Annotated in this window: 7 protein-coding genes and 1 pseudogene; 5 read left to right on the top strand and 3 right to left on the bottom strand. The window is 73.9% G+C overall.

What is annotated here, in order from left to right; translation table 11 throughout:
• Positions 1–109 precede the first annotated feature (109 nt).
• Positions 110–2,521, top strand: a complete 2,412-nt coding sequence (locus KBY19_RS05140; protein ID WP_210965244.1) for a hypothetical protein — start codon at positions 110–112, stop codon at positions 2,519–2,521.
• Here the strand turns inward: KBY19_RS05140 and KBY19_RS05135 are convergent.
• Positions 2,476–5,049 (bottom strand): glycosyltransferase family 4 protein, encoded by a 2,574-nt coding sequence (locus tag KBY19_RS05135; RefSeq protein WP_210965243.1) that lies wholly within the window; start codon positions 5,047–5,049, stop codon positions 2,476–2,478. The two genes, KBY19_RS05140 and KBY19_RS05135, sit on opposite strands and share 46 nt — an antisense overlap.
• 187 nt (positions 5,050–5,236) lie before the next feature.
• Here KBY19_RS05135 and KBY19_RS05130 point away from each other — a divergent pair, with 187 nt between their 5' ends.
• The 3 genes from KBY19_RS05130 (at position 5,237) to KBY19_RS05120 (ending at position 9,381) form a co-directional block, all read left to right on the top strand.
• Entirely contained in the window at positions 5,237–6,655 is a 1,419-nt protein-coding gene (locus KBY19_RS05130) for an acyltransferase family protein (protein ID WP_210965242.1), read from the top strand.
• The gene (locus tag KBY19_RS05125; RefSeq protein ID WP_247690604.1) at positions 6,655–8,331 is read left to right on the top strand and encodes an acyltransferase family protein; all 1,677 of its coding nucleotides are present in this window, start codon (positions 6,655–6,657) and stop codon (positions 8,329–8,331) included. Before KBY19_RS05130 ends, KBY19_RS05125 begins: the two co-directional genes overlap by 1 nt.
• A 138-nt stretch (positions 8,332–8,469) precedes the next feature.
• Positions 8,470–9,381: a class I SAM-dependent methyltransferase gene (locus KBY19_RS05120; RefSeq protein WP_099881523.1), complete on the top strand. Its 912-nt coding sequence runs from the start codon at positions 8,470–8,472 to the stop codon at positions 9,379–9,381.
• A gap of 127 nt (positions 9,382–9,508) precedes the next feature.
• On the opposite strand, the gene KBY19_RS37450 is transcribed toward KBY19_RS05120, so the two are convergent.
• Positions 9,509–9,817: a hypothetical protein gene (locus tag KBY19_RS37450; protein WP_210965258.1), complete on the bottom strand. Its 309-nt coding sequence runs from the start codon at positions 9,815–9,817 to the stop codon at positions 9,509–9,511.
• 41 nt (positions 9,818–9,858) lie between these two features.
• Here KBY19_RS37450 and KBY19_RS05110 point away from each other — a divergent pair.
• Positions 9,859–10,023: pseudogene (locus KBY19_RS05110) on the top strand (GntR family transcriptional regulator); the annotation flags it as partial.
• A gap of 27 nt (positions 10,024–10,050) precedes the next feature.
• On the opposite strand, the gene KBY19_RS05105 reads toward KBY19_RS05110, so the two are convergent.
• Positions 10,051–11,889 carry a hypothetical protein gene (locus tag KBY19_RS05105; RefSeq protein ID WP_210965241.1) on the bottom strand — a complete coding sequence of 613 codons (1,839 nt, stop codon included), beginning with the start codon at positions 11,887–11,889 and terminating at the stop codon, positions 10,051–10,053.
• Positions 11,890–11,969: the final 80 nt, after the last annotated feature.

The following is an 11,969-nucleotide window of genomic DNA, read 5'->3' as shown; positions in this document are numbered from 1 at the left end:
CAGCGCTGCCGTGACCGCCGCGCCGTAGGGACCGCCCTGCGGCGCGGCGGTCACGCGTTCGGCCGTCCACGGCGTGACGGCCCGCTCCCGCGCTGCCTACCGTGAGGCGATGGGTGCGCTGGTGAACGGAGTGGACGGCGCGAACGACGACGGCGGCGCGAACGACGACGACGCGGTCGGGGGCGGCGCGGTCAAGGACGGCGGTGCGGTCGGTGACCGTGCTGCCGTCCGGAACGGCGGTGGCGCCGCCGGGACCGGTGGCACCGGGGACGGCGGGGACCGCGGTTCCGGGGACGGCGGCGGTGACCGCTCCGGCGGGGGCGGGCACCGCGCCGGGCACCGGGAAGGTGTGGGCGAGGACGAGGGCGGCGAGGTGAGCGCGGCAGCCGCGCTCCAGCGGCAGCGGCGCACCGCACTGCTGCTGCGCCGGGCGAGGTCCGGCTGCGCGCTCGGACTGCTGGCCGTCGGCTACCTGCTGCAGGTGCTGGGCATCGTGGGCTCGTACACCCTGTTCGTCGTCTCCGGCGCCGTGCTCGGTCTGCTGACCGAGGTCCTGCTGCCCTCGCGCGCGCGACAGGTGACACGTGAGCTGCGCCGGGCACAGCTCACCCCGCCCGCACGGCAGCTGGTGCGGGACGCCCTGCTGCTCGGCGGTCTGGGCAGGCTGGATGTGCTGCGGCCCGGCGGTGCCGGCGCGCTGCTGCTGGGTGCTCTGCTGCTGTGCTGGACGGTGCACTTCGGCTGCCAGTCGGTCGCGGAGGCGGTGCGCAGCGGGCGCAGGCTGCCGGTGGTCACTCGGAACATCGACGCCTCGGCGCTGCGGCTGACCCCCTCACCGCCCGCGCTGCTCGCCGAACGGGAGACGCTGCGGCTGACGGGCGTCTCCGCGCTGACGACCGGTGCGATGTGCGCCGCTGCCGTGACGGGCGATCTGGTGTGGGCGCTGGTCGTCGCCTGGTGCTGCTGGGCCGGGGTGCTGGCCGGGACCGGGTGGCTGGCCACCTGGCTGCTGCCGGGCAAGCGGGTGGTCGGCGAGGAGGAGGCGGTGGCGTGGCTGGACAACTGGCTCGCGGAGTACAGGCCGACCGTCGGCATGTACTTCTCGGGCGGCGCCACCTCCGCGTACCAGGCGAACATGTGGCTGAGCACCCTGGCCCAGCTGGACGGCAGGCCGCTGATCGTGCTGCGGGAGCGGTTCATGGTGCAGAAGATCGAGACCACCGACATCCCGATCGTCTGCATTCCCAAGGTGTCGCATCTGATGCGGCTGGAGCACTCCACGCTCAAGGTGCTGCTGCACCCGGCCAACTCCGGCAGGACGGCACAGGTGCTGCGCATCCCCACCCTCAAGCACGCCTTCATCAACCACGGCGAGTCCGACAAGCTCGCCTCCTGCAACCCCTACGCCAAGGCGTACGACCAGGTGTGGGTCGCCGGCGAGGCGGCGCGTGAGCGGTACGCGCGGGCGTGCATCGGCGTGGAGGACAAGGATGTGGTGGAGGTCGGCCGCCCGCAGCTCGCCCCCATCCAGCCCGCCGGTGCCCGCCCGGTGGGCAACGGCACCGGATATCTGACCGTGCTCTACGCCCCCACCTGGGAGGGTTTCACCGACGACCCGGGCAACACCTCCGTGCTCATGGCGGGCGAGAACATCGTCAGGGCGCTGCTGGCGGACCCGCAGGTACGGCTGCTCTACAAACCGCACCCGATGACCGGCACCGTCGACCCGCGGGCCGGCGCGGCCGATCTGCGCATCCGCGCACTGCTCCAGGAGGCCAACGCCGAGCGGGACGGCGAGGAGCCGGACCGGGAGGCGGTGGCCGCGCTGGCGCAGGCGGACCGCGAACTGGCGGCGCTGACCCGGGTGGACTTCGGCCGGCACACCGACGAGGTGGAGCGGATGCTGCGCCAGTCGGCGCCTGAGCCGGGCCGCGCCCAGGCGGCGGCCGAGGCCCTCCGGGCATGGGAGGAGGCGTACTGGGCGGCACAGCCCGCCTGGCAGCACCGCGTCATCACCGGTACGCGGCCCGGACTGTTCAGCTGCTTCAACGAGGCCGACGTGCTGGTCTCGGACGTCTCGTCCGTCGTCTCCGACCACCTCACCAGCGAGAAGCCGTACGCGGTGGCGAACACCAGCGGCATGGACGACGCGGGCTTCCGCTCCGCCTGCCCCACCGTCCGCGCGGCGACCATTCTCGGCCCGGACGGCTCGGGCATCCCTCAGCTGCTGCGCTCCGTACGCCATCCGGAAGAGGACACGCTGGCCCCGGCGCGCGCCGCGCTGAAGGTGCGGCTGCTCGGTCCGGCCGAGCCGCCCTCGCTCGTCCGCTTCAACCGCGCGGTGCGGGACCTGGAGCGGGAGGCCGAGGCCCGCGAACGCCGTATGCGCACCGCCCGCGCGCAGCAGGAGGGCGAGTGCGCGGGCCCCGCCCCCGCGGAGCACGGGCAGGGCCCGGGGGCGGAGCCCGGACGGGATCAGGCGTCGGCGGAGGCGCTGGGTGAGGACGACGGGCGGTTCTGACGGCTCCGCGCCTCGGCGGCAGCGGCGCTGTCCGGCGCGGCGGCACTGTCGGGTGTGGCGGCGCTGTCCGGCGTGGCCGCCTGCACCGGCTGTGCGGCGGGTTCCGTCGGGCGTGCGGCGAGCGTCCGCAGGCTGAGGACGAGGTTGTTGTTGAGGGAGAAGTACAGCTGGACGGCCCGGTCGGTGCCGCCCAGCCGCATCTGCGGGGTGACATCCGTCTTCTTGCGGTCGGCCAGATCCCCCAGCAGCCGTCCCAGCCGCACCCGCTCGGGACCCGGGCCGGGGCGCAGCCACAGATCCCACACCCCCTCCGGGGAACCGTCGGCGAACGCGGCGGGCAGCTCGAAGGGCAACTCCAGGTGGACGGTGGGGCTCTCCCCCTCGGCACCCCGGCGGCCGGGGAACTCGAAGGCCTGGCGCGGGTTGTCGCGCGGCACCGCCATCAGCACAGGCCCGCCGGACAGCTCCATGGTGCGCCGCGACAGGGCGAGGTCAGGTCCCTTCCCGTACAGCCTCGCCGTGAGTGCGTAGCCGTGCTCGCCCAGTTCGATCGAGGTGACCTCCGCATGCCGGGCACGGGACCAGGTGCGAAGGGCGAGGAAGCCGTCGCTGGTGGCGTACGGGATCCACGGCTGGAGCGGGCCGTTCGAGGTGAGCGGCGCGGGCATGGACAGCAACCGTGCCGTTTCCACCATGAGGGCCTTTACCCGCTTGCTCCCGCCGTTCGAGGGGCGCTCCACGTAGGCGTCCCACCGCGCCTCGAACAGTTCCACCTCGGTGCGGGCCAGTCGGAGTTCGACCCAGCCGTCCGCGTCCGCCTGGTCGCGGGAGGGCAGCGGGACGCGGACCGGTTCCGCACCGTCCCGGTGCCGGGGGCGCAGCGACAGCACCGCGGCGCCCCTGGGGAGGGAGTCGGCGCGCAGTCGCACCAGCACCGTGCCGTCCTGCTCGACCCGGACGTGGGCGACCGGGCGCGGCATCCCGGCCGCGGCACCCGGCCGCCGCCCGGACCGGTTCCCCCGCAGGACGCGTACGAGGGGGCGCAGGACGGGTAGGAGCGCGCGCGGCACGAGGCGGCGCGCCGTCCGTACGAGGCGCGCGCGCCGGCCACGGCGCGCGACGGGAGCGCCGCCGACCCGCGACAGCGGCCGAGACTGCGGCTGCGTCCTCGTGCCCGTCTTCGTCTGTGTCTGTGTCTGCGTCTTCGTCTTCGTCGGCTTTTTCGGCTTCGCCTTACTCCGCGACTGCGTACTCGGCGTACTCGGCGTACTCGGCCCGCGCTGCCGAGCGGGCTCACGGTCCGGAGTGCCGGTCCGTCCGGACCCGGGCAGGGCGGCGGCTGCGGTGGCTCCCGTACCCGGTCGGCCCGCCAGCAGGCGGGAGATCAGGTCCTCGTACTCACCCGCGATGCGAGTGGGGCTGTAGCGGGCCGCCTTCCGCAGGGCTGCCGCGCCCATGTCGGCGCGGAGGGCCGGGTCCTCGATGAGGTGCAGAAGGGCGTCGGCGTAGCCGCGTACGGTCGTCTCCTCGCGCTCGCCGAGCGGGGCGAGCAGCCCGTCCTTGCCGTTGGAGATGATCTCGCCCGGTCCGTAGGGGCAGTCGGTGCTGACGACCGGGACGCCGCAGTGCATCGCCTCCACCAGCGTCATACCGAAGGACTCCGCGTCGGAGGAGACGGCCGCGATGGAGCCCTTCGCCCACTCCGTCTCGATGGGGGAGTGGGCGCCCATCAGGAACGCGCGGTCGTAGAGGCCGAGTCCGTCCAGGGTGGCCCGCAGCGCGTCCTGCTGCGGGCCCCGCCCGTACAGCCGCAGGGACCAGTCCGGGTGTTTGTCCGCGACGAGTGCGAACGCGCGCAGCAGCCGGTCGTACCGCTTGACCTTGATGAGCCGGCCCGCGGCCACGATGAGCTTCGTCCGTCCGTCGGAGGGCTCGACCTGCGGCTCGGGTACCGCGTTGGGTACGCAGACGATCTCGGTCCGCACGTCGGGGAGTGCGGCGCGGTAGTCGACGGCGTCCGCGTAGGAGACGGTGACGAACGCGTCCAGGTGTGCGAGGGCGGCGTCCTGGTGGCTGCGGATGTGGTCGCTGTGCATCGTGTGGGTGAGGTGTTCCTGCCCGATGCGCACATAGCGGTCGGTGCCGTACGCGGCGAGATAGTCGTTGATCTTCGGCCGGGTGCCGATGACGACGTCCGCTTCCAGAGTCTCCAGCAACTCTTTCATCCGCAGGTCGCCCAGCCGGGTGGAGATCCCGCGTTCGAAGTGGTCGCGGCCCTCGGTGAAGCGTTCGCTGCGTCGGTGGTGGTCGGGGTGGTCCCCGTCGTGGTGGGGGGAGGAGCGGCGCAGGTCGATGAGGGAGGTCAGGGTGACGCGCGGATCGAAAGCGAGTGCGGGCTCCTGGCGTGACCGGCGGAGGCTGACCACTTCCACCTGGTGCCGTTCGGCAAGCGCTCCGGAGAGGTTCACCGTCGACCTGATCGTCCCGCCGATCCCATAGGCATTGTCCAGCAGGAATACGATCTTCATCTGCGGCCTCCCCTTCTCTCTGATGCTCGCTTCTGCACTGTGCTGCCCGAAATAAGCCGTTTTCCACCGACTATTTGAGGTGTGAAAGGGGAGAGGATGCGTTCTTAACACTCGTATGTCCCTCATTCGGCCCCCGCAGCGGCATGCCGCGAACAGATGGGGACAAACCGCGCTTACTGTCCGATCAATGGCCTCGAAGATCATCGACCCAGCTGGACCGGGCGGCACCGGCAGCAGCCGACCCGCGGGCACGGGCGTGCCCGCGGAGGGGTCCGACCTGCCGCCGGGCAGCCCCGACGCGCCCACGGACGGCACGGCCGCGCCCCCCGCCGCCGGGCACCCCGCGGAGGCCGAACAGCACACCGACCGCGATCTGCCTGCGGATGCCGCCGGCCCCCGCGCCGACGGCGGATCGGGGACCGGGACCCGGGCCGGGGCCGGCACCTTGACGGAGGCCGGGACCTGGGCCGGGACCGAGGGCGACGTCGAGACGGCCGTGGCGGCGCCCGGTGTGCCGGGCGCCGTGGGCTCCGACGTGGCCGGGCGGGAGGCCGAAGGAGCCGACCGCACGGCGCGGGACCCGTTTCTCGACAACGCGAAGTTCCTGCTGATCGTGCTGGTGGTCGTCGGCCACACCTGGCCGATGGGGCTCGTCGAGGGGTCCCGGACCGTCAAGGCCGCCTACCTGTGGATCTCCTCCTTCCATATGCCCGCCTTCATCCTGCTGAGCGGCTACTTCTCGCGCGGATTCACCGGGCGTCCCGCGCAGCTGCGCAAGCTGCTGGCCGGGGTGCTGGCGCCCTACCTCGTCTTCGAGCTCCTCTACACGGCGGTGGAGGCCGCCGCCTGGGGGAAGCCGTTCCGGCTCACCCTGACCGAACCCACGTTCGTGTGCTGGTTCCTGGCCGCGCTCTTCGTCTGGCGGCTGACCGTGCCGCTCTGGCGGGTGATCCCCTGGCCGCTGCCGGTGGCCGCACTCGTCTCGCTCGCGGCGGGCACCTCCACCGTGGGACACGACCTGGCCCTGCCCCGCGTACTGATGTTCCTGCCGTGGTTCGTGCTCGGACTGGCCCTGCGGCCGGCCCACTTCGCGCGGCTGCGCACGAGCGGGCTGCTGCGGTGGTGCGCGCCGCCGGTGCTCGTCGCGGGCGGCGTCGCGGCGTACGCGCTGGCGCCGGGCACCGACGTGCACTGGCTGTGGATGAGCCACGGGCAGGCCGAGCTGGGCGTGGGGACCTCGACCTATCTACTGGTACGGATCGGCCTGTTCGCGGTGACGGCGCTGATGACCGGCGCCTTCCTCGCCCTGGTGCCCCGGCGCGCCCGGTGGCTGACGGCGCTCGGGGCCGTGACGCTCTACCCGTATCTGCTGCACGGACTGCTGACCACTGCCGCACACGCCTACGGCTGGGATGCGCCGCTGCGCCCGCTGGGCCCGCTCGGCGCCGCCTTGCTGACGGCCTGTGGAGCCGCCGTCGCGGTACTGCTGTCGACCGCGCCCGTACGGCGGCTCGCGCGGCCCCTCATCGAGCCACCGGTGCCGGGCCTCACCTGGTCGCGGCGCCGGCGGGGCTCGCCCGGAACGAGTGAGCCAAGGACGGCGTGATGGCCTGGGACCCTTTCACCGACCCTTTCGCGACGCCCGGTCGCGCGGCGCACGCCGCCGCGACCTGGCCCTCCTCGCCCACCGCGGCGGCGCCGCGCGGGGCGCCGCCGGAGCACTTCGCCGCGGCCCGGTCAGCCCCGACGGTGTCGACCGTGGGGCCCTTCGCGCAGCCTGCGCCCTGCTTCACCGAAGCGGGGTCCAAAGCCGGGGCGGGCACGGCGGACGACGCCCCCGGCGCGGCACCCGCGGGAACGCCCCCGCCCGGCTCCGAGCTCCCCGCACCCGCGTCCGCGCCGCCCTCCTCGGGCACCCGGCGCCGCCCGCGGGCCCGCCGGGGCGCGGCGGGGGACGCGCGGGCCGCGGAAGGCTCGCGTGACACGCGCGGGGACGCCCGTACCGGTGCGCAGCTCCCGGCGGGGGCGCTCCCGGGCGGGCGGACGCGGTTGCGCCGACCGCACGGGGCCTCGGCGGTGGGCCGGGCGGGCATGCGCGACCCGTTCCTGGACAACGCGCGGTTCCTGCTCGTCGTGCTCGTCGTCCTCGGGCACAACTGGGCCCCCGTCGCCGACGCGATGCGCGGTGTCAAGGCCGCCTCCCTGCTGCTGTACTCCTTCCACCTGCCGGCGCTCGTCCTGCTGTGCGGCCACCTGTCGCGGAGCTTCACCGGACGGCCCGACCAGGTCCGCAGACTGCTGACCCACGTACTGGTGCCCTATCTCGTCTTCGAGGCGGCCTACGCGGGGATGCACACCCTCTTCTGGGACCGGCCCTTCACCGTCTCCCCCACCCGGCCCGCCTTCGTGTGCTGGTTCCTGGCGGCACTGTTCGTCTGGCGGCTGACCGCACCCCTGTGGCGTGCCGTCCGCTGGCCGGTGGCCTTCGCCGCGGCGCTGTCCGTCGCGGCCGGCTTCACCGACCTGGGGGAGGAGCTCGCGCTGCCCCAGCTGCTGATGTACTGGCCGTGGTTCGTCCTGGGGCTGCGGCTGCGCGCCGACCGACTGCGCCCGCTGCGGCACCGCGCCGCGCGCAGATGGGCGCTGCCCGTGATGGCCGCCGCCGCGGCCGGCGCCTGGTGGGCGGCGCCCCGGGTGGACCGCGAGTGGCTGCTGATGGAGGCGGGCGCCCACGAGCTGGGCCTGCGGCCGCTGCTGTACGTGGGCGTACGGCTCGCGCTGTTCGCCGTCGGGGCGGTGCTCGTCGCCGCCTTCCTCGCGCTCGTCCCCGCCCATCGCACCGGATACACCGTGCTGGGCGCCTGTGCGCTGTACCCGTTCCTGCTGCACGGGCTCGTCGTCCAGGCCGTCGAGAAGGCCGGCGGGTACGAGGCGGTGCTCACCGGGGGCCTGCTGGCCGTGGTGGGCACGACGGTGCTGGCGGGCGGGCTCGCCGTGCTGCTCGGGCTGCCGCAGGTGCGCAAGGTGCTGTGGCCGCTGGTCGAACCGCCCTTCCCCGGCTGGCTGCGCGGACGCACGGGCCGGGCGGACGAGGAAGCACCGGACGACACGGTGGCAGCGGGGGAGCGGGTGCCCAGGGCGGCGGCACCGCACGGGACGGGCGGACGGCCCGCGTCCGGTGGCCGGCCTCCGGCGGTCGGCCGGCCCGCGGCCGGCGGCTGGTCGGCGGCGGCCCGGACGGCTGGGGCCGGCGGGCCGGGTGGGGCCCGGAACGGCGGCTGAACTCCGTATGGCTGCCGGACGGCGGTGCGCCGAAGCTCTGCCGATCGGGGGCGCCGGGGCGTGCGCCGGATCGTCCCGGCGCCCTATACAGGGCCCTGGACCCCACGCACGCACCCGTCCCAAGGAGACCCCCTCCCCATGACGACCACAGCCACGTCCGGTCAGGCTTCCCCGGCCGAGACCCAGGGTCTGCCCCAGCCCCGGACCTTCGACGAGGTACCCGGCTGGTTCTACCGGACGGACCTCGTCCTCTTCGACTGGTTCCTGACCCGGCAGCGGGACCTCCGGCACCGCGGCGACCTGCTGGAGATGGGCGCCTACCTGGGCAAGAGCGCCGTGCTCATGGGCGCCTACCTGGACGCTCCGGAAGAACGGTTCACCGTCTGCGACCTGTTCGACTCCGACGCCGCACCCGACGAGGCCAACGGCCGCGAGATGCGGCACTCCTACTCGACACTCACCCGGCGCGCCTTCGAGGCCAACTATCTGTCGTTCCACGACGAACTGCCGCGGATCCTGCAGGCGCCGACCACAGTGGTGCCCGGCGAGGTGGCGGACGGCAGCTGCCGCTTCGTCCACGTCGACGCCTCACATCTGTACGAACATGTGCACGGGGACATCGCCGCAGCGCGGGACACCCTCGGCCCCGAGGGGATCGTCGTCCTCGACGACTACCGCTCCGACCACACACCAGGTGTCGCCTGCGCCACCTGGCAGGCCGTACTGGAGAGCGGACTGCGGCCGGTGTGCGTCTCCAGCCACAAGTTCTACGGCACCTGGGGCGACCCGCGCCCCTGGCAGGACGCGCTCCACACGGAGCTGCGGGCACGTGGCAAATGCTGGTTGCAGTGGCAGCAGGTCGCCGGGCAACGGCTGCTGCTGGTGGGGGCCCGCAAGGCCGACCCGCCCACCCTGCCCGTCTCACGCCACGCCTCTCCCGCGAGTGCCGCCGGCCGGAAGCCCCCGCCCCGCGCGGCTGCCGCCCGCCGCCTCGCGGTCGACCTGCTGCCCCCCGTGATGACCCGCGCGCTCCGCCGCGCCCGCCGCTGACCGTTTCCCTCCGCCGTCACCGCCCGCCCTTCGCACCGACGGTCGGCGCGGGCGGGCGCGGGCCGCGGTCGCGGCGGGAAGGAGGCCGTTGGCGGTTGAAGGACGCAGTGCCGGGCAGGTCGGCTGGTCAGCGCAGAGCCTGCCTGACCCGGGTACGCAGCGTCTCGTCCGCAATGGTCTCGGCGTCGCGCCACGCTGCTGCGGTGACCTCCTCGGTCTGGAGCTCGCCGACACCGGCCGAGGTGCGACCGCCGACATCGAACAGCACGACGGGGCGGCCTGCGGCGCGCGTCTCGATATACCGCACGGCGCGGTCGGTGTCCGAGAACAGCTCACGCGAGAGCGTGTCGCATGCGTGCCCCTCCGCCTCGACCTCGTGCCGCGCCTCGGCCCGTACGGACTTCGGCTTGGGCAACACAGCCCGCAGATCCGTCACGCTCGCCACGCTGCGTACGAACGCAGGGCGCTCCGGGAGCAGTCCCCACGCAGGAGCAGTACCGGGCCCTCGAGCTTCCCAGCAGTCTGCCGGTGTTGCGCACCCTGCGCGTCGTGTACAGCGATCATGAGCGTGCCATCGAGGCGACCGTCATGGCCAAAGCCGGCCATCTCTACGAACTGCAGTACGAGTTCACACCGGAGTGACAGGCCGCCGGGGGGCGGAGTCGGGTTTCAGCACAGGTGGCGTTCGGCGGCCAGGGGGTCGGCGGGGATGCGCAGGTGGGTGCGGGACCAGGAGCCGGTGAGGTTGGACCAGAAGCGGTCGGCGGTCAGCGGGGCGCGGGTGGAGGCGAGGAGGTCGGGGAGGGGGCCGCAGGTGAGGGCGTGGCGGGCGGCCGCCACCCGGCGCGGGTCGACGCCTGATGGAACCGGTGTGCCCGGTGCCGTCAGATCGGCGACGACCCACGCGCGGTCGAGCGGCTTCTCGTGTCCGGCCTTGGCGTGGGCGGTCGGTTCGGTGTGGGCGCCGAGCGGGTTGCCGAGGCCGAGCAGGTCGACGACGATCCCGTCCAGCGGGAGGACGGCCCCGGCCAGGCCCAGCCGTGCCTCCGCGCCGCCCACCGGTGCCCGTACGTGCGGCGCCATCCGCACCAGGGGGTATCCGGCGTCGTGGGGCAGCCGCAGCACCAAGGTGTGCTCGCCCTCGCGGACGGCGCGCTGGGCCACCTGCGTGAAGGCGCGGGGCGCCGCGACGTGGTCGTGCTGGCTGACGGGGTGCCGCGCGCCGAGGGCCTGCTGGTAGATGCTGTGCGAGTCGAAGATGATCCGACCGTCGTCGGGGCTCTCCAGCGGTGGGCGGAACGCGAGGAGGCAGGCGAGGCCCCAGACGCCCACTGCTGAGGCCAGCGCCGCCGCCGCGCGTCCGTACGGCAGCAGAAAGGCCGGCAGCAGCATCAGGAAGAGTCCGGGCAGGATCATCCGGCCGTGCATGAAGTCACCGCCGACCTTCACGACGAAGAGCACCGACAGCGCTCCGGTCACCACGGGGGCCGCGACCAGGGCGGCGTCCGCGGTGCGTACCGGTTGCGTCGACCATCCGCGGGCGCGGCGGGCCAGCTCCCGCAGGCCGAAGGCGGCGAGGAGGCCGAGCGGTACCCACAGGGCGTACGGGTGGAGGGTGTTGACCAGATAACCCCAGCCGTACTCCCACTGGGTGCCGGAGGCCTCCTTGGCGATGGCCGGGAGCGGGACGAGTACGCCGTAGTAACCGGCGCGGAAGAGCTCGTACGCGAGGGGCAGCGCCATGGCCGCGCCGGCCCAGCCGAGGGTGATGCGCGGCGTGGGGCGCCACATCAGCCACAGCGCGGCCAGGAAGACCGCGCTGACCAGGGTGAGGTCCGGCCGCACGAGCGGGCCCAGGCCGAGTGCGAACGCGATGGCGGGCAGCGCCCGGCCACCGGGTGCGGCTCGGTGGGGTGCGGCCTGGTCGGTTGCGGTTCGGTCGGGTGTGGTCCGGTCGAGTCCGGCCCGCGCCCGGACCAGCAGCCACCAGCAGCCGCCGAGATAGGTGAAGGTGAGCCCGGTCTCCAGTCCGGAGGTCGCGTAGTCCCAGGTCGCGCACAGCGGAAGCAGTACCAGCACGCCCGCGGGCAGCAGGGCGCCGGCGGGGTGGCGGAGGCGGATCATACGGCGGGTGCCGTCCAGGGCGAGCAGGAATCCCGCCACGGTGAGCAGCAGTCCGAGGGCCACGGCGAGCCGGAGCGGGTCGTCCACTCCGGGTACGGTGCTGCCGGCCGCGAGCAGCCATTGCCACAGGGTCCCGGTGGAGGTCTCGACCCGCTCGCCGACGTTGTAGACGGGGCCGTTGCCGGCGAGGATCTGGCGCACGGTGCGGGTGTAGATCAGCGCGTCGTCGTTGGTCCAGCGGTGCCGGTACCCCAGAACGAGGACTGCCGCGCCGCACGCGGCGACGGCGAGCGCGTTCCAGCGCTGGACCAGCGTGCCGGGCAGGCCGAATGCCCGCGGCCCCTCGGCCGGTTGGGGGACGGGGATCTCATCGGAGCTGGACATACCGCCACCTTCCCTCCGGCTCCGTCGGGCCCCTCGGGTGCGGCGCGCCGCCCGGGTGCCGCTCACCCGGCTGGCGGACG

It is taken from the genome of Streptomyces sp. B15 (assembly GCF_018070605.1).
GTDB lineage: Bacteria > Actinomycetota > Actinomycetes > Streptomycetales > Streptomycetaceae > Streptomyces > Streptomyces smyrnaeus.
The sequence above is the reverse complement of the archived record's forward strand: the minus strand, read 5'-3'. Positions and strand labels throughout refer to the sequence as shown.